Below are 20,139 nucleotides of genomic sequence, written 5' to 3'. Positions count from 1 at the left end.
CGGGTGAGCGCGGACACCCCCGAACCCGACCGGCCCGGCCCCCGGCCCGACGAGCCGGGGGCACCGGCCGCCCGGGCGGAACCCGACCCGCCGGCCCGCGTCGGCCCCGCCGACCCGCACGACGCCCGGGAACCCGCCCCGCCGTACGACGCGGGGACGACACCGCCGCACGCCCCGACCGGCGACCCGTGGCACACCACGACCGGCGCACCGGCGTACGCCCCGACCGGCGACGCGTGGCGGGCACCGGCCGGCGCGTCGCCGCACGACGGGCCGCCGGGGTACGTCCCCGGCAACACCGACCTCGGGTACGCCGCCGGCTATTCGCCCGTGCCCGTGGAGCCGGACCTGCCGCGCGGGCGGGCGGTGCGGCTCGCCCTGCTGACGGTGCTCGCGTCGAGCGTGCTCGGGGTGCCGCTCGGGCTGCTCTGGGCCGCCCTCGCGCCGGACACGCCGGTGATCAAGGTCGCCGAGGGGGCGATCTACGCCGAGCCGCAGCCGGAGCAGCCGATCGCCGCCGACGGCTGGTTCAGCCTGCTGGGGCTGGGCTTCGGGGTGCTCGCCGCCCTCGTGCTGTGGTTCCTGCTGCGCCGGCTCCGGGGACCGGTCGGGCTGTTCGCCATCGTGCTCGGCGCCTTCGGCGCGGCGCTGGTCGCCTGGCAGGTGGGTCGGCGCACGGGGCTGGCCGGCTACGAGCGGCTGCTGGAGAGCGCGCCCGTCGGGCAGGCCTTCGAGAAGCCGGCCGACCTGCGGGCCGGCGGGATCGAGTGGGTGTTCGGCGTGCTGCCGGTGCCGCACGGCAACCTGCTGCTGCCGGCGTTCGGCGCGGCCGTGACGTACACCCTGCTGGCCGGCTGGTCCCGCTGGCCGTCGTTGCGCCCGGAGCGCGAGCCCGGCCTGCCCGGGCTCAGTTGGGGGTCGGCGGGGACGCCAGCTCCGTCAACGGCACCGGAACCGCCCGCACCTGGCGCAGCAGCGCCGCCTCACGGTTGAGCAGGCGCAGCTCGGCGCGGAGCCGGGCGGCGGTGTCGTCGATGGCGAGCAGCCGCTGCCGGTCGGCCACGGTCAGCACGGCCGTCGCGGCGACCAGGTGCGACAGCACCGTCGGATCCTCCGGCAACTGCTCGGACAGCTCCTCGGGATCGGCCCGGATCAGGCCCAGGTACTGCCGGAAGACCGAGATCACCCGGGCGGCGAGCAGGTCGGCGACCTCGTCGGGCCCGCCCGGCTCGGGCAGCCACTCCACGTCGGCGGTCAGGTAGGGCTCGGTGTCCCGGTCGACGTCGGCGACGCGGAACCTGCGCTTGCCCACCGTGACGATGTCGAAGCCACCGTCGGGGCGCTCGGTGACCTGCCGCAGCTCAGCGGTGCAGCCCACCTCGTGCAGGGTGACGTCGCCGCCACCGGGCAGCGGCTTGCCGTCCGGCCCGGTGGGGGCGACCTCCCAGCCGGCCCGGATGGCCACCACGCCGAACTCGCGCGGGGCGTCCTCGGGCAGCGCGACCAGGTGCCGGACCAGGGCGCGGTAGCGCTCCTCGAATATGTGCAGCGGCAGCACCAGACCGGGGAAGAGGACCATTCCGAGCGGAAACACCGGCAGCCGCGCAGTCACGCGTCGAGCGTAGCCCGATCCCGGCGCGGCGGCGTGGCCCGGCTCACCGTCCCGGCGTACGGGCGGCGCCGGTCGCCGTCCGGGCGGGCCGCCTAGACTCGCAAGGGTGTTGAACCGGATCGACCTGCGCGGCGGCGTCCGTGACCCGCGCCGCCTGCTGCCCCGTGCCCAACTCGACGTCTCCGTGGCCGTCGAGCGGATCCGCCCCCTCGTGGAGGCGGTCCGGGAGCATGGTTACCCGGCGATCCGGGAGGCCAGTGAGCGCTTCGACGGGATCTCGCCCGAGGTGCTGCGGGTGCCCGCCGAGGCGATCGCCGAGGCGGAGGGCACCCTCGCTCCCGAGGTGCGCGCCGCGCTGCTGGAGTCGATCGCGCGGGCCCGCAAGGTGCACGCCGACCAGCGCCGCACCGACCACACCACCCAGGTGGTGCCGGGCGGCACGGTGACCGAGCGCTGGGTGCCGGTCGACCGGGTCGGCCTCTACGTCCCCGGCGGCCTGGCGATGTACCCGTCGACCGTGGTGATGAACGTGGTGCCGGCCCAGGCGGCCGGGGTGCGCTCGCTGGTGGTGGCGAGCCCGCCGCAGAAGGAGAACGGCGGCCTGCCCGACGCCCGGGTGCTCGCCGCCTGCGCCCTGCTGGGTGTCGACGAGGTCTACGCCGTCGGCGGCGCCCAGGCCGTCGCGATGCTGGCGTACGGCGCGGCGGTCGACGCCGAGGGCGCCGCGCACTGCGACCCGGTCGACATGATCACCGGGCCGGGCAACATCTGGGTCACCGCCGCCAAGCGGCTGCTGCGCGGCGTCGTCGGCATCGACGCCGAGGCCGGCCCGACCGAGATCGCCATCCTGGCCGACGACACCGCCGACCCGGCGCACGTCGCCGCCGACCTGGTCAGCCAGGCCGAGCACGACCCCCTCGCGGCCAGCGTGCTGGTGACCCCCTCGGTCGAGCTGGTGGAGGCCGTGGAGCGGGAGCTGGCCCGGCAGGTGCCGGCCACCAAGCACGCCGAGCGGGTCACCACCGCGCTCACCGGCGAGCAGAGCGGCGTCGTCCTGGTCGACGACCTCGACGCCGGGCTGCGGGTGGTCGACGCGTACGCGGCCGAGCACCTGGAGATCCAGACCCGGGACGCCCGCGAGTGGGCGCTGCGGGTGCGCAACGCCGGGGCGATCTTCGTCGGCGCCTGGTCGCCGGTGTCGCTCGGCGACTACTGCGCCGGATCCAACCACGTGCTGCCCACCGGCGGCTGCGCCCGGCACTCCTCCGGGCTGTCGGTGCAGTCCTTCCTGCGCGGCATCCACCTGATCGACTACTCCGAGCAGGCACTGCGCGAGGTGGCCCCGCACGTGGTCACCCTGGCCGGCGTCGAGGACCTGCCGGCGCACGGCCGGGCCGTCCAGGTGCGCTTCCCGGGGGAGCTGGCGTGAGCGAGCGAACCAGTAGGCTCAGCCCCGATGCCGTCGCCGAGCGAAGCGAGGTGGCGGCATGAGCGGGCTCGACGACCTGCCGATCCGCGACGACCTGCGCGGGCTGTCGCCGTACGGGGCGCCGCAGCTCGATGTGCCCGTGCGGCTGAACACCAACGAGAACTCCTACCCGGTGCCCGAGCCGGTGGTGGACGCGATCGGCAAGGCCCTCGCGGCGGAGCTGCGCGACCTCAACCGCTACCCGGACCGCGACGCCGTGGCGCTGCGCGCCGACCTGGCCGGCTACCTGGGCCACGGGCTCACCGTCGAGCAGGTGTGGGCGGCCAACGGCTCCAACGAGATCCAGCAGCAGCTGCTCCAGGCGTTCGGCGGCCCGGGGCGCAGCGCGCTCGGCTTCGTCCCCGCGTACTCGATGCACCCGCTGCTGGCCCTCGGCACCGGCACCCGGTGGGTGCCGGCCCGCCGTGGCGTCGACTTCGGGCTGAGCGCCGACGAGGCGGTCGCCCAGGTCCGCGAGCACGCCCCGGACGTGGTCTTCCTCTGCTCGCCGAACAACCCGACCGGCACCGCCCTCGACCCGGCGGTGGTCGCCGCGGTGCTGGACGCCGCGCCCGGCATGGTGGTCGTCGACGAGGCGTACGCCGAGTTCGCCCGCCCCGGCACGGTCAGCGCCCTGGCGGTGCTGCCCGGGCACCCGCGGCTGGTGGTGACCCGGACGATGAGCAAGGCGTTCGGGTTCGCCGGCGGCCGGCTGGGCTACCTGGCGGCCGACCCGGCGGTGGTGGCGGCGGTGCAGCTGGTCCGGCTGCCGTACCACCTCTCGGCGCTCACCCAGGCCGCGGCCCGGGCGGCGCTGGCGCACCGCGACGCCCTCCTCGACACGGTGGCCGCGATCTGCGCGCAGCGGGACCGGATCGTGGCGCGGCTGCGCGAGCGGGGGGTGCGGGTGGCCGACAGCGACGCCAACTTCGTGCTGTTCGAGGTCGGGGGCGACCAGGCCGCCGCCTGGCGCACCCTGCTCGACGCCGGCGTGCTGGTCCGTGACGTCGGCCTGCCGGGCTGGCTGCGGGTCACCGCCGGCACCCCCGCCGAGACCGACGCCTTCCTCGCCGCCGCGGAGAAGATCCAGTGAGCGTGCGAGCCCCGCAGCCGCGACCGAAAGGCAAGCAACTGGGAGCGCGAGGAGTGAGCTTGCGAGCCCCGCAGCCGCGACCGAAAGGCAAGCAATGAGCCGGACCGCCCGCGTGGAGCGGATCACCAAGGAGACGAAGGTTCTCGTCGAGATCGACCTCGACGGCACCGGCCGGGCCGAGATCGGCACCGGCGTCGGCTTCTACGACCACATGCTGCACCAGATCGCCCGGCACGGCGGCTTCGACCTGACCGTGCGCACCGTGGGTGACCTGGAGATCGACGCCCACCACACGATGGAGGACACCGCGCTCGCCCTGGGCGCCGCGTTCGACCAGGCGCTGGGGGACAAGGCCGGCATCCGGCGGTACGGCTCGGCCACCGTCCCGATGGACGAGGTCCTCGTCCGGGCCGCGGTCGACCTCTCCGGCCGCCCGTACGTGGTGCACGACGAGCCGGTGCTGGCGCCCTACATCGGGCCGGTCTACCCGACCAGCATGACCCGGCACATCTGGGAGTCCTTCGGCCAGGCGGCCCGGATCACGCTGCACGTGGACGTGCTGCGGGCGGCCCGCCCCGGCGGTCACCCGGACGCCCACCACGTGGTGGAGGCCCAGTTCAAGGCGGTCTCCCGCGCGCTGCGCGAGGCCACGGCCGTCGACCCGCGCGCGGCGGGCGCGATCCCCAGCACGAAGGGGGCGCTCTGATGGGTGGGGTGCTGCCGACGTTGCTGCTGATCCTGGCCGGTGTGCTGGTCGGCGGGGCGTTGTCGCTGCACAAGCAGGGCGCTCCGCGTAAGGCGGTGGTCCTCACGGCACTGCTCGCCGCGCTGGCCACGGTCGGCGGCGTGCTGTGGCTGCTGCCGGGGGAGGGCGCGTGAGCCGGGTGGTGGTGCTCGACCACGGGTCGGGCAACCTGCGCTCGGCCGAGCGGGCCCTGGCCCACGCCGGCGCGGACGTGACGGTGACCGACGACCTGACCGCCGCCGCCGAGGCGGACGGCCTGGTGGTGCCCGGTGTGGGCGCGTACGCCGCCTGCATGGCCGGGATCGAGGCCCTCGGCGCCGGCCCGGTGATCGCCGAGCGCGTCGCCGCCGGCCGTCCGGTGCTGGGCATCTGCGTGGGCATGCAGGTGCTCTTCGAACACGGCGACGAGCACGGGGTGGTGACCAAGGGGCTCGGGCTGCTGCCCGGCGGGGTGACCAGGCTGGCCGCCCCCCGGCTGCCGCACATGGGTTGGAACACGGTCGCGGCGCCGGCGGGTTCGGTGCTCTTCGCCGGCCTGCCCGCCGACAGCCGGTTCTACTTCGTGCACTCGTACGGGGTCGGGGACCCGGGCGCGCTGGCGGAGGCCGGCGCCACGGTCACCACCGCCCACCACGGGACGGACTTCGTGGCGGCCGTGGAGCGGGGTCCGCTCTGCGCCGCGCAGTTCCACCCGGAGAAGTCCGCCGACACCGGTGCCGCGCTGCTGCGCAACTGGCTCGCCACGCTTCCCACCGGTGACTGAGCGCCTGCCCGGTGCGGCGGGCCCGCTCCGGCCCGCCGCCGGCCGCCCTGTCGCGCGTCGACAGCTACCCGGACGACCGCACCCCCGGCGGGACACGCCGTGAGCAAGGAGCGGGCCCGGCGCCGGGCGGCCCGGGAGGCCGAGGTCGCCCGGGAGCGGGCCGTCCGTGAGCGGCGGACCGCCCGGCGGTCGCGGCGGCGGGCACTGGTCCGCCGGTTGACGCCGTCGCTGCGCCGGGGGCGGACGGGCCGGCTGCCCCGGCACAGTCGCGGCGAGCGGGCCGCCATCGTGCTGCTGACCCTGGTGGCGATGGTCCTGATCTGGTCGCTCGTCGACGATCTGGCGCTGCGCATCGCGCTGGTCGTGCTGTTGCTGCTCGTACTGCCGGCGATCGTGGTGATCGCCCTGGACCGTCGCACCTGACTTCGAGGAGAAATACCGTGAGCCTCACCCTGTTGCCCGCCGTGGACGTCGCCGACGGCCAGGCCGTCCGACTCGTGCAGGGAGCCGCCGGCAGCGAGACGACGTACGGCGACCCGTTGGAGGCCGCGCTCGCCTGGCAGCGGGACGGCGCCGAGTGGATCCACCTGGTCGATCTCGACGCCGCGTTCGGCCGGGGCTCCAACGCGCACCTGCTGGCCGAGGTGGTGCGGCAGCTCGATGTGAAGGTGGAGCTGTCCGGCGGCATCCGCGACGACGAGTCGCTGCACGCCGCGCTCGGCACCGGCGCCGCCCGGGTGAACATCGGCACCGCCGCCCTGGAGGATCCGGTCTGGTGCGACCGGGTGTGCGGGGAGTACGGCGACCGGGTGGCGATCGGGCTCGACGTGCGGGGCCGTACCCTCTCCGCCCGGGGCTGGACGCGCGACGGCGGCGACCTCTTCGAGGTGCTGGAGCGGCTCGACAAGGCGGGCGCGGCGCGGTACGTCGTCACCGACATCACCAAGGACGGCACCATGCGCGGGCCGAACCTGGACCTGCTGCGCGAGGTCTGCGCCCGCACCGACGCCCCGGTGATCGCCTCGGGCGGCGTCTCCACCCTGGACGACCTGCGGGCGCTGGCCACCCTGGAGCCGATCGGGGTGGAGGGCGTGATCGCCGGCAAGGCGCTGTACGCGGGCGCCTTCACCGTGGCGCAGGCGCTGGAAACCCTGGCGGCGGCGTGACCGTCACGCGGCTCGGCTCGGGCGGCCCCTGGGAGTCGGTGTACGGCTACTGTCGGGTCGTCCGGGCCGGCGACCTGGCCTGGACGGCCGGCTGCACCTCGACGGTGGACGGCGTGGTCACCCACGTCGGGGACGCGGCGGCGCAGACCGCGCAGGCCCTGCGGATCGGCCTGGACGCGCTCGCCGAGGTGGGCGCGGAGCCCGGGGACGTGGTGCGGACCCGGATGTACGTCACCGACCGGACGTACGCCGACGAGGTGGGCCGGGCGCACAACGTGGTCTTCGGCGCGGTCCGTCCGGCGGCCACCATGGTGGTGGTGGCCGGCCTGCTCGACCCGGACCATCTGGTCGAGGTGGAGTTGGAGGCGTACCTCGGCGACCGCTGAGCCCCGGGAAGCGCGCCGAGACGGTGCCGCCCGACGCGCCGCGTCGCGACCTGATCGGTTGCGCACAATCTAATCGCGCGCTACGGTTCCCCGGTGACCGACCATCTGGTACTGCGCCGGCAGGTGTGCTTCGCGCTCTACGCCGCGTCGCGCGCCCTCACCGACGTCTACCGGCCCGTCCTCGACGAGTTCGGCCTGACCTACCCGCAGTACCTGGTGCTGTTGGTGCTCTGGGAGCGCGACGACGCCCCCACGGTCTCCGAGCTCGGCGCCGCCCTGCGACTGGACTCCGGCACGCTCTCCCCGCTGCTCAAGCGGCTGGAGGGGGCGGGGCTGGTCGTCCGGACCCGGTCGGCGCGCGACGAGCGGCGGGTGGAGGTGGGCCTGACCGGCGACGGGCGGGCCCTGCGGCACCGGATGGACGAGGTGCCGCTGCGGGTCGCCCGCGCCACGGGCCTCACCGAGGCGGAGTTGGTCGCCCTGCGCGACACCCTCACCCGGGTCACCGAGACGATCCACCGACAGAAGGAGCAGTGACCACCATGCAGGTGCTCTACACCGCGTCCGCCCGGGCCACCGGGGACGGTCGGGACGGCCACGTCCGCACCTCCGACGGCACCGTCGAGCTCGACCTGGCCGTGCCGAAGGAGATGGGTGGCGCCGGCGGCGCCGCCAACCCCGAGCAGCTCTTCGCGGCCGGCTACGCCGCCTGCTTCCACTCGGCGCTGCGCCTGGTCGCCCGCAAGGCGAAGGTCGACGTCTCCGGCTCGGTCGTCGAGGCCGAGGTCGGCATCGGCGCCAACGGCAGCGGCGGCTTCGGGTTGGCCGTCACCCTTCTGGTCGACCTCCCGGCCGTCGAGCGGGCCGCCGCCGAGCAGGTCGTCGAGCAGGCCCACCAGGTCTGCCCGTACTCGAACGCCACCCGCGGCAACATCGAGGTCACCCTCACCGTGCGCGAGGCGCTGTGAGCACCCGCAACCGGGAGATCCACCTGGCCGCCCGCCCGCAGGGCTGGCCGACCGCGGACAACTTCCGGCTCGTCGAGACCGAGGTGCCCACCCCCGGCCCGGGCCAGGTCGTGGTCCGCAACCGGTACATGTCGGTCGACCCGTACATGCGGGGGCGGATGAACGACGTCAGGTCGTACGTGCCGCCGTTCGCGCTCGACGCCCCGCTGGACGGTGGGGCGGTCGGCGAGGTGGTGGCCAGCGAGGCCGAGGGCCTCCAGCCCGGCGACACCGTGCTGCACGGCCTCGGCTGGCGCGAGTACGCGCTGCTCGACGCGCGGGCCGCCCGGAAGGTCGACCCCGACCTCGCCCCGGTCAGCGCCCACCTGAGCGTGCTCGGCATGACCGGCCTGACCGCGTACGCCGGGCTGCTGGACGTCGCCGGGATGAAGGCGGGGGAGACCGTCTTCGTCTCCGCCGCCGCCGGCGCGGTGGGCAGCCTGGTCGGCCAGATCGCCAAGCTGCGGGGCGCGGCGCGCGTGGTCGGCAGCGCGGGCTCGGCGGCCAAGGTCGAGCGGCTGCGCGCGCTGGGCTTCGACGCCGCGTTCGACTACCACGACGGGCCGGTGCGCGACTCGCTGAAGGCCGCCGCCCCGGACGGCGTCGACGTCTACTTCGACAACGTCGGCGGCGACCACCTGGAGGCGGCGATCTCCGCGATGAAGGTGCACGGCCGGGCCGCGATCTGCGGCATGATCGCGCAGTACAACGACACCGAGCCCCCGGCCGCGCCGCGCAACCTGGCGTTGGTCATCGGCAAGCGGCTCACCCTGCGCGGCTTCCTGGTCGGCGACCACGGCCACCTGCGCGACGAGTTCGTGCGCGAGATGGCCGGCTGGCTGCGCGACGGCAGGGTCTCGTACGACGAGACGGTCGTCGATGGCATCGAGAACGCCCCGGAGGCGTTCCTCGGCCTGCTGCGCGGCGAGAACCTGGGCAAGATGCTCGTCCGGGTGTGAGCGAGGCCACTTCTCCGGCGTGGGGGACCCCCGTCGACCGCGGTGACCGGCCGTACCGGCCGGTCACCGCCGGTGCCGGGAGGGATAGGCTCGCGGCATGACGGTGGCGGTACGGGTCATCCCGTGTCTCGACGTGGACGCCGGTCGGGTGGTCAAGGGGGTCAACTTCCTCGACCTGCGCGACGCCGGCGACCCGGTGGAACTGGCGGCGGCGTACGACCGGGCCGGCGCGGACGAGCTGACCTTCCTCGACGTCACCGCCTCCTCCAGCGACCGGGGCACGATGCTCGACGTGGTCCGCCGCACGGCGGAGTCGGTCTTCATCCCGCTGACCGTCGGCGGTGGCGTCCGGCAGGTCGCCGACGTCGACACCCTGCTGCGCGCCGGCGCGGACAAGGTCGGGGTGAACACCGCCGCCATCGCCCGCCCCGAGCTGATCGCCGAGATCGCCGACCGCTTCGGCCGGCAGGTGCTGGTGCTCTCGCTCGACGTGCGGCGGGCGCCCGGCAGCGGCACGCCCAGCGGTTTCGAGGTGACCACCCACGGCGGTCGGCGCGGCACCGGGCTGGACGCGGTCGAGTGGGCCCGGCGCGGCGCCGAGCTGGGCGCGGGCGAGATCCTGCTGAACTCGATGGACGCCGACGGCACCAAGACCGGCTTCGACCTCGAACTCATCGGCGCGGTGCGCCGGGTGGTGGACGTGCCGGTGGTGGCCAGCGGCGGCGCGGGCGAGGTGGCGCACTTCGCGCCGGCGATCGGCGCCGGCGCCGACGCGGTGCTCGCCGCCAGCGTCTTCCACTTCGGCGAGCTGACCGTCGCCGAGGTCAAGGACGCGCTGCGCGGGGCCGGGCACCCCGTCCGCTGACCGCCCGCGCGATCCGTCCGGTCCGCCCGGCCGCGTGATCCGGCCGGTCCCTCCGTCCGCGCGTTCCGCCCGGTCCCTCCGGCCCGCCCGGCCCGGCGGTGCCCGCTCAGTCGCGGCGGGACCGGTTCTCGGGGGAGCGCCGGGGCGCCGGGATCGAACGCACCACGTACTCCTGGACGGCGGCGGCGTGGTCTGCCTCGTCCAGGTGCCAGTCGGCGCTGACGGGGGCGTGTCGCCGGACCAGGACGCCCTGCACGGTGTCCACCGTGGTGGCCAGCCCGGCGTTCGGCCTGGTGCGCCAGAGGCGCTCACCGTCGGTGGTGATCCGGAACCAGCCGTCGGTGACGCTGACCAGCCCGGCCCCGACGAGGCGACGGACCGCAGCCTCCACCTCGTGCCGCTCGGGGATCGCCTGGTTGAGATGGTCGGCGGTGGAGATCACGTCGGCGAGGCGTACGCCCTCGGGGCGGCGGCTGCTCGCCGCGCGGCGGTGCCGTCCCGCACCGCTGGCGATCACCACCGAGACGAAGATCCAGGCATCGGTCCAGCGCCATCCGTTCTCCCCCATGCGAGGATTCTGCCGGGCGTGGCGTCCGAAGGGAACACCCGGCATCCGGGTCGCGTCAGGTGGCGGGGAGCGGCGCGACCGGGCCCGGGGCGGGGTCCTGCGGCCCGGGGACCGTGAACAGCGGCAGGAAGACCTGGGTCAGCGGGCCGATGCCCAGCGCGTACGCGATCGTGCCGACGCCCACCGTCCCGCCGAGCAGCCAGCCCAGCGCCAGCACCGTGACCTCGATGACGGTGCGGACGAGCCGGATCGAGCGGCCGGGCCGGCGGGCGACGTAGCCGGTCATCAGGCCGTCCCGAGGGCCGGGTCCGAGGCGGGCGCCGAGGTAGAGCCCCGTCGCCGCCCCGTTGGCCACGATGCCGGCGACCAGCATCCCGGCCCGTACGCCCAGCGACCCGCCGGCCGGCATCAGCGCGAGTGTCGCGTCGACCACCAGCCCGACCACCAGCGCGTTGCTGACCGTGCCGAGGCCGGGGCGCTGGCGCAGCGGTATCCAGAGCAGCAGCACCAGCACGCCCACCGCGATGGTGACGGTGCCGATGGAGAGGCCGGTCAGCTCGGACAGGCCCTGGTGGAACACGTTCCACGGGTCCAGGCCCAGCTCCGAGTTGATCATCAGAGCCATGCTGACGCCGTAGAGGACGAGGCCCGCGTAGAGCTGGCTCAGCCGCCGCGCGGGACGATGTCGGAGATTGCCAATCGGTGTCACCCATGCCACGCTAAAGGCCAATTGGCGCAGCGTAAGAGCCAATCCGGGAGGAGTGGCCATGACGAGTCAGGTTCGGGGTGTCCAATTGGCCCGGCTCCTCGGTCAGTGGCATGCGCTTCCCGGCCGCCGGCGCAGCCCCGACTACGCCGCCCTCGCCGGTGCCGTACGCGGCCTGCTCGCCGACGGCCGGCTGCCGCTGGGCGTGCGGCTGCCCGCCGAGCGGGAGCTGGCCGAGGCGCTGAAGATCAGCCGGACCACGGTCACGGCCGCGTACCGGGAGCTGCGGGAGAGCGGGCACCTCGCCAGCCGGCGGGGTGCCGGCAGCTGGACGATGCTCCCGGGCACCCACCGGGTGGCGAGCACCGGGCTCTGGACCCCGCTGGACGACCGCGACATGATCGACCTCGGGGTCGCCGCGCTCGCCGCTCCGCCCGAGCTGCTGCCGGCCGCCCGCGCGGCGGCCGAGGACCTGCCCCGCTACCTGGGCGGCGCCGGCTACCACCCGACCGGGATCATCGAGCTGCGCGAGGCGGTGGCCCGCGCGTACACCGATCGGGGCCTGCCCACCTCACCTGACCAGATCATGGTCACCAACGGCACCCAGCACGCCCTCGACCTGGTGCTCCGGCTGGCCCTCGCCCCCGGCGGCAACGTGCTGGTCGAGGCGCCCAGCTATCCGAACGCGCTGGCCGCGCTGGCCGCGCGCCGGGCCCGGATCACCACCCACGGCCTGGCCGTCGAGGAGCCCGGGTGGGACGCCGACCTGCTGCTCGGCGCCCTCCGGCAGGCCCGGCCCAAGCTGGCGTACCTGATCCCGGACTTCCAGAACCCGACCGGGCACCTGATGCCGGCCGCGCTGCGCGAGCGGGTGGTGGCCACCGCGCACGCCGTCGGCACCGACCTGGTCGTCGACGAGTCGTTCGTGGACCTGCCGCTGGACGGGACGGTGCTGCCCCCGCCCACCGCCAGCTTCGACCGGCACTCCCGGGTGATCACCATCGGCGGGATGAGCAAGCCCTTCTGGGGCGGCCTGCGTATCGGCTGGGTCCGCGCCTCCGCCCCGCAGGTGCAGCGGCTCGCCGCCGCCCGGGTGGGCGTCGACATGGCCAGCCCGGTCCTGGACCAGCTGGTCGCGGTCCACCTGCTCGCCGACGCGCCGGCCATCGTCGCCGCGCGCCAGGCGCAGCTGACCACCCAGCGCGACGCCCTGCTGGCGGCGCTCGCGCAGCGCCTGCCCGAGTGGCGGGTCACCGTCCCGCACGGCGGGGTGACCCTCTGGGCCGAGCTCGACGGGCCGATCTCCAGCGCGCTGGCCCGGGCCGCCGAGGAGGTCGGCGTACGCCTGGCGCCCGGTCCCCGCTTCGGCCTGGACGGCACGCTGGAGCGCTTCCTGCGGCTGCCGTTCACCCTGCCGGCCGCCGACCTGGTCGAGGCGGTCGGCCGCATCGCCGCCGTCCGCTACGACCTGGACCGGGGCGGCCGGTCGCAGTGGCGGGAACCGGCGGTCATCGCCTGAGGGCCGGGCCGGCGTGCCGGCCGGAACGGGCCGCCGGGTCGGTCAATCGCGCCTGCGCCCCGCTCCGCGGCTGGGAGACTGCGCAGGTGGGGGACGCGCGGGGGATCCGGTGGCCGCGCGGGATCCTGCCGAACGCACCGGGCTCCCGCACCACCCGGCTCGAACTCTTCTACGACCTCGTCTTCGTCTTCGCCTTCCTCAACGTCACCACGGTGACGGCTGGCACCCCGGACGCGCGCGGGCTGATCCGGTTCCTGGTGGTGCTCGCCCTGCTGTGGTGGTGCTGGAGCGGCTTCGCCGCGCTGGGCAACGTGGTCCGCACCGACCAGGGGCTCGCACCGCTGGTCGGCTTCGCCGTCTCCGCCGCCGTCTTCGTGCTCGCGCTGAGCCTGCCGAAGGCGTTCGTCGACCGCCCCGGCGGACTGCCCGGCCCGGTGGTCTTCGCCGTCTGCTACTTCCTGGTCCGCGCGACCCAGGTGACGGTCTTCCTCTGGGCCGTACGCACCGACCGGGAGGTGCGCCGGCGGATGCCCGTGCTGGTCCTGCCGTTCCTGATCGCCACGGGGCTGATCCTGGCCGCCGCGATGGTGCCGCAGCGACTCTTCGACGGCACAGCCGAGATCGGGCTCCGGCTGGCGTTGTGGGTCGGTGCGCTCGCCGTCGAGTACGGCGCCGGCCTGACCCAGCACCGCGCGGGCTGGACGGTGCTCTCGGCGGGGCACTGGGCGGAACGGCACGCGCTGATCATCATGGTGGCGCTCGGCGAGTCGATCATCGCGTTGGGGCTCGGGCCCGGCCCCACGTCCACCCTGCCGCTGACCTGGCCGGTGATCATTGCGGCGCTGCTCGGCTTCGCCGTGGTCGCGGCGCTGTGGTGGGGGTACTTCGACACCCTCGCCCTGGCCATGGAGCAGGTGCTGCACCACACCCGCGACCCGCGTACCCGCGCCGGGCTGGCCCGGGACGTGTACACCTACCTGCACCTGCCGCTGATCACCGGCGTGATCCTCTTCGCGCTGGGCCTCAAGGGGCTGATCCACGAGGGCGCCGACCCGGCGACCCCGAGCTGGGGGGTGCCGCTGCCCGGCTTCGACATGCTGGCCCTCTTCGGCGGGGTCGCGCTATACCTGCTCACGCTGATCCTGCTCGGCAGCCGGATGCTGGGCGCGGCGCGCTGGCCGTCGATCTGCGGGGTCCTGCTGCTCGTCGCGCTGACCCCGGTGGCCGGGCAACTGCCGGAACTGGTCGCCCTGGCCATGCTGGCGGTGGCCGCCGTGCTGACGGTCGCGGTGCAGACGGTCGTGGACGCCCCGCGGCGGCGGCGCGTGCGGCAGGTGGCGCTGGAGGAACAGCTCGCCTCCGAGGCCGAGCAGACGCGGTGGCGGGGCCACCATCTGTGAGCCGGCGCCCCGCCCGTCCGACGTCGGCGACCCCGTACGGAACGTGGGGCCGCCGACGTCGCGGGCTCAGAGCTCGGCCAGCGTGCCTGCGTACATCTTCTCGATCTCGCCGGCGAAGTTGCTCTCCACGCCGCGGCGCTTGATCTTGAGCGACGGGGTGATCTCGCCGTCCTCGATGGTCAGGTCGCGCGGCAGGATGGCGACCTTCTTGATCGTCTCCCAGCGGTTGAGCTTGGCGTTGAGCTCGGCCACGTACCCCTCGACCATGGCCTTCGCCTCCGGCGAGGTGACGATCTCGGTGTAGTCGCGGCCCTCCAGGGGAGTGCCGGCGGCCCAGCCCTTGATCGCCTCCGGGTCCAGCGTGACCAGCATCGTGCAGTAGTTGCGGGCCTGGCCGATCACCACCGCCTGGGAGGTGTACGGGCAGGTCGCCTTGAACATCCCCTCGATGTGCGAGGGCGCGATGTACTTGCCGCCCGAGGTCTTGACCAGGTCCTTCTTCCGGTCGGTGATCTTCAGGTAGCCGTCGGAGTCCAGGGTGCCGATGTCACCGGTGCGGAAGAAACCGTCCTCGGTGAACGCGGCGGCGGTCTCCTCGGGCAGGTTGTGGTAGCCGCGCATCACCGGCCGGCCGCGCACCAGGATCTCGCCGTCGGTGTCGATCCGGCACTCCAGGTCGCCCATCGCCTTGCCGACGGTGCCGATCCGCAGCCCGACCGGCGGGTTGACGAAGTTGCCGGCGCTGGTCTCGGTGAGGCCGTAGCCCTCGGAGATCGGCAGGTTCGCCGCGGCGAAGAAGGTGGCGATCTCCGGGCTGAGCGGGGCGGCGCCGGAGACGAGCACCCGGATCCGGCCGCCGAGGCGGGCCTGGAGCTTGCTGAACACCAGCTTCTCCGCCACCGTGTACTTCAGCTTCAGCCCCGTCGGGAGCGGCCGGCCGGCCTGCTCCAGGGCGACCTTCTCCTTGCCGACCCGGACGCCCCAGCCGAAGATCTTCGCCTTCGCGCCGCCGCCGGCCTGCGCGGTGGTCACCGCCTTGTTGTAGACCTTCTCGAAGACCCGGGGCGCGCCGCACATCAGCGTCGGCCGGATCACCGAGAGCAGCTCGACCAGCTTGTCGACCCGGCCGTCGACGTACGTCGGCAGGCCCACGTGGATCGCCCCGCAGAGCAGGGTCTTGCCGAACGAGTGGGACAGCGGGAGCCAGAGGTACTGCAGGTCGTCGTCGCGGAGCAGCCCCACCTCGACCTGCGCCACGCCCTCCCAGCACCAGCCGCCGTGCAGCAGCTCGACGCCCTTCGGGCGCCCGGTGGTGCCGGAGGTGTAGATCAGCGTGGCCAGGTGCTCGGGACCGATCCCGGCGACCAGCATGTCGATCAGGTCGGGCTCGGCGGCCAGCGCCTGGGTGCCCTGCTCCTCCAACTCGGCGAGGGTGAGCTGGGGGACGGCGGCGGCCGGGTCGGCGGCGCCGTCGAAGAGCACGACGTGGGTCAGCGCCGGCAGCTCGGCACCGGCGATCTTGGCGGCCTGTGCCGGGTTCTCGGCGAACAGCACCCGCGAGCCGGAGTCGGCGATGATGTAGGTCGCGTCGTCGGGCTCCGTGGTGGGGTAGACGGTGGTGGTCGCGCCGCCGGCGCACATGATGCCGAGGTCGGCGATCACCCAGTCGAGCCGGGTGTTCGCCAGGATCGCGACCGGATCCTCCAGGCCGACACCGAGGCCGTGCAGCCCGGCGGCGACCGCCTTGGCGCGACGGGCCATCTGCTCCCAGGTCAGCCACACCGGCCCGGAGTCGTCGGGGGCCGGGTGGGCGAAGGCGTCGCGGTCGGGGGACGCCGCCACGCGCTTGAGGAACATGTCGGGGATGGAACGGTACGGTACATCGAGAGCCATCGCTGTAGCCGCCTTCGGGGGTGGAGACGTGACCACGGTCACGTCGGCGTTCGTTACCGAAGGGTATTGCCTGCGCCCGGGCATCGGCTAGCCCTGTGGATCACGGCTGGGCCACGTCTCGGAGGATGGACGCCCGGCTCAGGCGTACCGGGCCGCCTCCAGCGACCAGTCGTAGGTGGCCCGGATCCAGTTGCGCCGCGCGGTGAGGGCCGGCCGCAGGCCGTCGTCACCGGTGGCGAGCAGCGCCGCCTCCGTCGTCAGGTACGCCGAGAGGCCCTCGTTGAACCGGTCGGCCGCCGCCCGCAGGGCCGACGACTCGTCGCCGGCCGCCCGCCCCGCGGCGATCACCGCGACCAGATTGTGCACGTCCGGCTGCGCGAGGTGCTCCTTGCCGTACGAGAAGACGTCGTTGCACCAGCAGACCAGGTCGGCGGCGAGCAGGTCGAGCGCGACCAGCGACGGCTCGGCGCGGTGGGTCGCGCCCGGCAGCGCCCCGGCGGCCAGCTCCGTGAGGGTGAAGCTGGGGTGGACCCCTCCGGTGTGCCGGCGCATCTGGACGTACTCGGCCAGCCCCGGCGCCCGCCCGTGCTCCCGGTTCGCCGCCTCCCAGAGCAGCGCCAGCAGATACTCCCGCACCTCGCCGACGAAGCGCAGCAGCGCCACGGGCCCGCCGGCGGCGTGGGCCCGCCGGCACAGGTCGCCCAGCGCCTCGCCGAGCGGCCCGGCCACGGTCTCCGTCTCGGTCGCCGGGGCGTCGGCCCGTCCCCCGTGGCCGTCCAGCACGTCCAGCAGGGCGGCGACGGTCGGCGCCAGCCGGGTGGGGGAGTCGCCGAGGCCGTCCTCGTCGCAGGCGTCGTCCATCACGAACAGCCAGGAGACCAGGTCGGTCAGCAGCCGCAGCCCCTCCACCGGGCCCTCCGGGCAGGCCCGCCCGGCCAGCCCGGCGGCGTCGGCCCGGCGCAGCCGGTGCAGCCGGTGCCCGTTAGCGATCAGCCCGTGGCCGAGCGCCCACTCGGTGCTCTCCCGCGCCACCCGTGCGGTGGCGTCGTGCTGGCGCGCGGGAAAGGGGGGTTCCCGTAGCGCCGAAGCCGCGAAGGTCCGCATGGTGCCCCCTGTCGCGCCGCCCCACGGCGGGACGGCGCGGGACAGCGTACGGGAGCAGGGATCGGTCGCGATCGTTGGGTAACCGCTTTTCCGGATTGTGCTGTGACCGTTAACGCGCAGTGCGTCACATGCCCAGGTTGGCGCCCCGGAGTCGCTCGGTCGGTGCCGCTGGCCCGTCGATCTGCACTCGGGACACCCGCTGCCGGCCGCTGAGGAACAGGGCCAGCTCGCCCGGCGCCCCCACCACCCGAACGGGTTCGCCGCCCCGGCCGACGGAAAGCTCCCCGTAGCCGGGTGCCTGGACGAAGACGTCCGCGGGGAACCGGCGCAGCGCCAGCCGGGCCAGCCCGGTGCACCGCTTCCAGAGCGCCGCGTTCAGCCCCGCCGACAGGTCGCGGGGGAGCCAGCCCGGCCGGGCCCGGCGCACGTCCTCGTGGTGGATGAAGAACTCCAGCGTGTTGGCCAGCTCGTCGGTGAGCGGGTTGCTGACCGGGCTCCACACCGGCGGCCGGCGTACCTCTTCGAGGAGGCGTGGCCAGGGGCGCGCGGCGACGCGCAGGCGCACCCGCTCGGCGTAGCCGCGCAGCGGCGGGAGCAGGATGCCGCCAGCGGCGTCGGGTCGGCGTTCGCGCAGCACCAGGTGGGCGGCGAGGTCGCGGGTGGTCCATCCCTCGTTGACCGTCGGCGCGTCCGGTCCGAGCGTCTGCATCAGGTCGACGAGCGCCTCGCGCTCCGTTCGGGCGTACCGCGGCATGCCCCGATCGTAGGCGCGCCCGGCCCGCTCGGCGCGCTGAGCGGGCCGGGCGGCCGTGACGGTGGACATAGCGGTCCGGGGCGGCGGAGCTGGCTCGGACCGGTAAGGATGAGGAGGATAGGTGCGGCTTACGGCGGGGGAGAGCGTGGCGAGCAGGACAAGTCGGGACGTGCTGGTGCGGGGGCTGGCCGTCCTCGGGCGGGCGATCCGGGAGCAGCCGCGCATCTTCGCGGTCGCGGTGAGCGGCAGTGTGCTCTTCGGCGCCATGACGGTGGCCAGCGCCTACGTGGTGGGTGCCGTGGTCGGCGACGTGGTGGTGCCGGCGATCGAGCGTGGCGAGGTCGGGGTCGGCGGGCTGGCCCTGGCGGCCGTCGCGCTGTTCGGCATCAGCGTGCTGCGGGTGGCCGGCATCTTCGGCCGCCGGCTCGGCGCGGGTTACATGCAGTACCGCCTCCAGGCCGCCTACCGGCGCCGGGTCACCCGCCGCTACCTGGAGCTGCCGCTGTCCTGGCACCACCGCAACGCCACCGGCACGTTGCTGTCCAACGCCAACTCCGACGTCGAGGCCGCCTGGTACCCGATCGCCCCGCTGCCGTTCGCGGTCGGCACCCTGGTGATGCTGGTCGGCGCGGTGGCGTCGCTCTTCGCCACCGACTGGGCGCTGGCCCTGGTCGGCGTCGCGGTCTTCCCGGCGCTCTTCGCGCTCAACGTCGCCTACTCGCGCCGGATGGCCCCCCGCCAGGCCCGGGCACAGCGGCTGCGCGCCGAGGTCAGCGGCATCGCGCACGAGAGCTTCGACGGCGCCCTGGTCGTCAAGACGATGGGCCGGGAGGCGCAGGAGACCGACCGGTTCGCCGCCCGCGCGGGAGAGCTGCGCGACTCGCTGGTGGCGGTCGGGCGGCTGCGCGGCGTCTTCGACCCGCTGCTGGAGGCCCTGCCGAGCCTCGGCACCCTCGCCGTGCTGGTGGTCGGCGCGATCCGGCTGCAACAGGGCGCGATCAGCGTCGCCGAGCTGATCAGCGTCGCCTTCCTCTTCACGGTGCTGGCGTTCCCCGTCCGGGCCATCGGCTGGGTGCTGGCCGAGCTGCCGCGCAGCGTCGCCGGCTGGGACCGGGTCCGCCGGGTGCTCGACGCGACCGGCGAGATGGCGTACGGCGACACGGCGCTCGACGTGACGGACCCCCGCCCGGCCACCCTCGCGTTCGCGGGCGTCCGGTTCGGCTACGAGCCCGCCGAGGCGCACCTGCCCGGCACGGAGGTGCTCGGCGACGTCTCCTTCACCGTGCCCGCCGGGAAGACCGTCGCCCTGGTCGGGCCGACCGGCTCCGGCAAGTCGACGATCGCCGCGCTGGCCGTGCGGCTGGTCGACCCGCTGGCCGGCACGGTGTGCGTGGACGGGGTGGACGTCCGCCGGCTCACCGCCGCCTCGCTGGCGGGCACCGCCGCGCTGGTCGCCCAGGTGCCGTTCGTCTTCGACGACACGGTGCGGGCCAACGTGACCCTGGACCGGCCGGGCATCGGCGACGACGACGTCTGGGCCGCGCTGCGGCTGGCCGAGGCGGACGGCTTCGTCGCGGCCCTGCCCGACGGTCTCGACACGAGGGTCGGCGAGCGGGGCACCTCGCTCTCCGGCGGCCAGCGGCAGCGGCTCACCCTGGCCCGCGCGCTCGCCGGCCGGCCGCGCCTGCTGGTCCTCGACGACGCGACCAGCGCCGTCGACCCCCGCGTGGAGGCGGCCATCCTGGCGGGGCTGCGCTCCTCGGCGGGGCAGGCCGGGGCGCCGGCCGCGTCGATCCTGGTGGTCGCCTACCGGCGGGCCACCATCGCGCTGGCCGACGAGGTGGTCTACCTGGAACAGGGCCGGGTGCTCGCCCGCGGCCCGCACACCGAGCTGCTGGCCACGGTGCCGGGCTACGCCGACCTGGTCACCGCCTACGAGCAGGCCGAGGTCGACCACGCGAAGGACGAGACGTACGACGAGGTCGCCCCGCTGACGTCGGGCCTGGAAATCGAGGTGGACCGGTGAGCGCGAGGAGTGCAGCGCAGCGGAGCCCCGCAGTCGCGAACGAAAGGCAAGCCCGGTGACCACTGCCACGGACACGCGGAAGGCCGAGGCCGAGGCCGTCGACGT

The 20,139-nt window shown here is 74.8% G+C and carries 22 protein-coding genes; 16 read left to right on the top strand and 6 right to left on the bottom strand.

What is annotated here, in order from left to right; all coding sequences use genetic code 11:
• Positions 1-3: 3 nt before the first annotated feature.
• Positions 4-993: a DUF2567 domain-containing protein gene (locus tag ACLQ20_RS15225; RefSeq protein ID WP_425856079.1), complete on the top strand. Its 990-nt coding sequence runs from the start codon at positions 4-6 to the stop codon at positions 991-993.
• Here ACLQ20_RS15225 and ACLQ20_RS15220 read toward each other — a convergent pair.
• Positions 908-1,612 carry an LON peptidase substrate-binding domain-containing protein gene (locus tag ACLQ20_RS15220; protein WP_151454285.1) on the bottom strand — a complete coding sequence of 235 codons (705 nt, stop codon included), beginning with the start codon at positions 1,610-1,612 and terminating at the stop codon, positions 908-910. The two genes, ACLQ20_RS15225 and ACLQ20_RS15220, sit on opposite strands and share 86 nt — an antisense overlap.
• A gap of 106 nt (positions 1,613-1,718) precedes the next feature.
• Between ACLQ20_RS15220 and hisD the strand changes: the two genes are divergently transcribed.
• The 12 genes from hisD to hisF all read left to right on the top strand — a co-directional run bounded on the left by hisD (position 1,719) and on the right by hisF (position 10,064).
• Complete coding sequence (gene hisD / locus ACLQ20_RS15215) at positions 1,719-3,041, top strand: histidinol dehydrogenase (protein ID WP_327029118.1); 1,323 nt, start codon at positions 1,719-1,721, stop codon at positions 3,039-3,041.
• Positions 3,042-3,099: 58 nt separating this feature from the next.
• Positions 3,100-4,173: a histidinol-phosphate transaminase gene (locus tag ACLQ20_RS15210; RefSeq protein ID WP_327029117.1), complete on the top strand. Its 1,074-nt coding sequence runs from the start codon at positions 3,100-3,102 to the stop codon at positions 4,171-4,173.
• A 94-nt stretch (positions 4,174-4,267) separates the two neighbouring features.
• Positions 4,268-4,879, top strand: coding sequence for an imidazoleglycerol-phosphate dehydratase HisB (gene hisB, locus ACLQ20_RS15205; RefSeq protein WP_132236332.1), 612 nt, complete (start codon positions 4,268-4,270; stop codon positions 4,877-4,879).
• Positions 4,879-5,052, top strand: coding sequence for a hypothetical protein (locus tag ACLQ20_RS15200; protein ID WP_192581373.1), 174 nt, complete (start codon positions 4,879-4,881; stop codon positions 5,050-5,052). The genes hisB and ACLQ20_RS15200 overlap by 1 nt, the downstream gene beginning before the upstream one ends.
• A complete protein-coding gene (gene hisH, locus ACLQ20_RS15195; protein ID WP_151454282.1) occupies positions 5,049-5,681 on the top strand; it encodes an imidazole glycerol phosphate synthase subunit HisH in 633 nt (210 codons plus the stop codon). Before ACLQ20_RS15200 ends, hisH begins: the two co-directional genes overlap by 4 nt.
• Positions 5,682-5,780: 99 nt before the next feature.
• Positions 5,781-6,104, top strand: coding sequence for a hypothetical protein (locus ACLQ20_RS15190; RefSeq protein ID WP_151454281.1), 324 nt, complete (start codon positions 5,781-5,783; stop codon positions 6,102-6,104).
• A 17-nt stretch (positions 6,105-6,121) separates the two neighbouring features.
• Complete coding sequence (priA, locus tag ACLQ20_RS15185) at positions 6,122-6,847, top strand: bifunctional 1-(5-phosphoribosyl)-5-((5-phosphoribosylamino)methylideneamino)imidazole-4-carboxamide isomerase/phosphoribosylanthranilate isomerase PriA (RefSeq protein WP_151454280.1); 726 nt, start codon at positions 6,122-6,124, stop codon at positions 6,845-6,847.
• Positions 6,844-7,233 carry a RidA family protein gene (locus tag ACLQ20_RS15180; protein ID WP_327029114.1) on the top strand — a complete coding sequence of 130 codons (390 nt, stop codon included), beginning with the start codon at positions 6,844-6,846 and terminating at the stop codon, positions 7,231-7,233. The genes priA and ACLQ20_RS15180 overlap by 4 nt, the downstream gene beginning before the upstream one ends.
• Positions 7,234-7,326: 93 nt before the next feature.
• Positions 7,327-7,770 (top strand): MarR family winged helix-turn-helix transcriptional regulator, encoded by a 444-nt coding sequence (locus tag ACLQ20_RS15175; RefSeq protein WP_151454278.1) that lies wholly within the window; start codon positions 7,327-7,329, stop codon positions 7,768-7,770.
• 5 nt (positions 7,771-7,775) lie between these two features.
• Positions 7,776-8,201, top strand: a complete 426-nt coding sequence (locus tag ACLQ20_RS15170) for an organic hydroperoxide resistance protein (RefSeq protein WP_425856417.1) — start codon at positions 7,776-7,778, stop codon at positions 8,199-8,201.
• Positions 8,198-9,199, top strand: coding sequence for an NADP-dependent oxidoreductase (locus ACLQ20_RS15165; RefSeq protein ID WP_425856076.1), 1,002 nt, complete (start codon positions 8,198-8,200; stop codon positions 9,197-9,199). Before ACLQ20_RS15170 ends, ACLQ20_RS15165 begins: the two co-directional genes overlap by 4 nt.
• 97 nt (positions 9,200-9,296) lie before the next feature.
• Positions 9,297-10,064, top strand: a complete 768-nt coding sequence (hisF, locus tag ACLQ20_RS15160; RefSeq protein ID WP_151454276.1) for an imidazole glycerol phosphate synthase subunit HisF — start codon at positions 9,297-9,299, stop codon at positions 10,062-10,064.
• A 106-nt stretch (positions 10,065-10,170) separates the two neighbouring features.
• On the opposite strand, the gene ACLQ20_RS15155 is transcribed toward hisF, so the two are convergent.
• Together ACLQ20_RS15155 and ACLQ20_RS15150 are read right to left on the bottom strand one after the other, a co-directional pair.
• Positions 10,171-10,632: a hypothetical protein gene (locus ACLQ20_RS15155; RefSeq protein ID WP_425856075.1), complete on the bottom strand. Its 462-nt coding sequence runs from the start codon at positions 10,630-10,632 to the stop codon at positions 10,171-10,173.
• A 55-nt stretch (positions 10,633-10,687) separates the two neighbouring features.
• Positions 10,688-11,341 carry a YczE/YyaS/YitT family protein gene (locus tag ACLQ20_RS15150; protein ID WP_132236350.1) on the bottom strand — a complete coding sequence of 218 codons (654 nt, stop codon included), beginning with the start codon at positions 11,339-11,341 and terminating at the stop codon, positions 10,688-10,690.
• Between the two features lie 58 nt (positions 11,342-11,399).
• Here ACLQ20_RS15150 and ACLQ20_RS15145 point away from each other — a divergent pair, with 58 nt between their 5' ends.
• Together ACLQ20_RS15145 and ACLQ20_RS15140 are read left to right on the top strand one after the other, a co-directional pair.
• Positions 11,400-12,857 (top strand): PLP-dependent aminotransferase family protein, encoded by a 1,458-nt coding sequence (locus ACLQ20_RS15145; RefSeq protein WP_425856073.1) that lies wholly within the window; start codon positions 11,400-11,402, stop codon positions 12,855-12,857.
• A gap of 86 nt (positions 12,858-12,943) precedes the next feature.
• Positions 12,944-14,257, top strand: a complete 1,314-nt coding sequence (locus ACLQ20_RS15140; RefSeq protein WP_425856072.1) for a low temperature requirement protein A — start codon at positions 12,944-12,946, stop codon at positions 14,255-14,257.
• Positions 14,258-14,323: 66 nt separating this feature from the next.
• Here the strand turns inward: ACLQ20_RS15140 and ACLQ20_RS15135 are convergent, their stop codons facing one another.
• From ACLQ20_RS15135 to ACLQ20_RS15125, 3 genes are all read right to left on the bottom strand, one after another.
• A complete protein-coding gene (locus ACLQ20_RS15135; protein ID WP_151454272.1) occupies positions 14,324-16,150 on the bottom strand; it encodes an AMP-dependent synthetase/ligase in 1,827 nt (608 codons plus the stop codon).
• Between the two features lie 138 nt (positions 16,151-16,288).
• Complete coding sequence (locus tag ACLQ20_RS15130; protein WP_425856071.1) at positions 16,289-17,254, bottom strand: terpene synthase family protein; 966 nt, start codon at positions 17,252-17,254, stop codon at positions 16,289-16,291.
• Positions 17,255-17,378: 124 nt separating this feature from the next.
• Entirely contained in the window at positions 17,379-18,008 is a 630-nt protein-coding gene (locus tag ACLQ20_RS15125) for a TIGR03085 family metal-binding protein (RefSeq protein ID WP_425856070.1), read from the bottom strand.
• 145 nt (positions 18,009-18,153) lie between these two features.
• Between ACLQ20_RS15125 and ACLQ20_RS15120 the strand changes: the two genes are divergently transcribed.
• Positions 18,154-20,034 carry an ABC transporter ATP-binding protein gene (locus ACLQ20_RS15120; protein WP_327031256.1) on the top strand — a complete coding sequence of 627 codons (1,881 nt, stop codon included), beginning with the start codon at positions 18,154-18,156 and terminating at the stop codon, positions 20,032-20,034.
• Positions 20,035-20,139 lie beyond the last annotated feature (105 nt).

It is taken from the genome of Micromonospora sp. DT46 (assembly GCF_049841735.1).
GTDB classification, from domain to species: domain Bacteria; phylum Actinomycetota; class Actinomycetes; order Mycobacteriales; family Micromonosporaceae; genus Micromonospora; species Micromonospora reichwaldensis.
This window is presented reverse-complemented; position numbering and strand designations above follow the sequence as displayed.

Coding starts and splice junctions, on each gene's coding strand:
- ACLQ20_RS15125 (WP_425856070.1), bottom strand. CDS start 18,008: ATGCCGCGGTACGCCCGAACGGAGCGCGAGGCGCTCGTCGACCTGATG.
- hisB (WP_132236332.1), top strand. CDS start 4,268: ATGAGCCGGACCGCCCGCGTGGAGCGGATCACCAAGGAGACGAAGGTT.
- hisF (WP_151454276.1), top strand. CDS start 9,297: ATGACGGTGGCGGTACGGGTCATCCCGTGTCTCGACGTGGACGCCGGT.
- ACLQ20_RS15135 (WP_151454272.1), bottom strand. CDS start 16,150: ATGGCTCTCGATGTACCGTACCGTTCCATCCCCGACATGTTCCTCAAG.
- ACLQ20_RS15200 (WP_192581373.1), top strand. CDS start 4,879: ATGGGTGGGGTGCTGCCGACGTTGCTGCTGATCCTGGCCGGTGTGCTG.
- ACLQ20_RS15155 (WP_425856075.1), bottom strand. CDS start 10,632: ATGGGGGAGAACGGATGGCGCTGGACCGATGCCTGGATCTTCGTCTCG.
- ACLQ20_RS15130 (WP_425856071.1), bottom strand. CDS start 17,254: ATGCGGACCTTCGCGGCTTCGGCGCTACGGGAACCCCCCTTTCCCGCG.
- ACLQ20_RS15170 (WP_425856417.1), top strand. CDS start 7,776: ATGCAGGTGCTCTACACCGCGTCCGCCCGGGCCACCGGGGACGGTCGG.
- ACLQ20_RS15210 (WP_327029117.1), top strand. CDS start 3,100: ATGAGCGGGCTCGACGACCTGCCGATCCGCGACGACCTGCGCGGGCTG.
- ACLQ20_RS15145 (WP_425856073.1), top strand. CDS start 11,400: ATGACGAGTCAGGTTCGGGGTGTCCAATTGGCCCGGCTCCTCGGTCAG.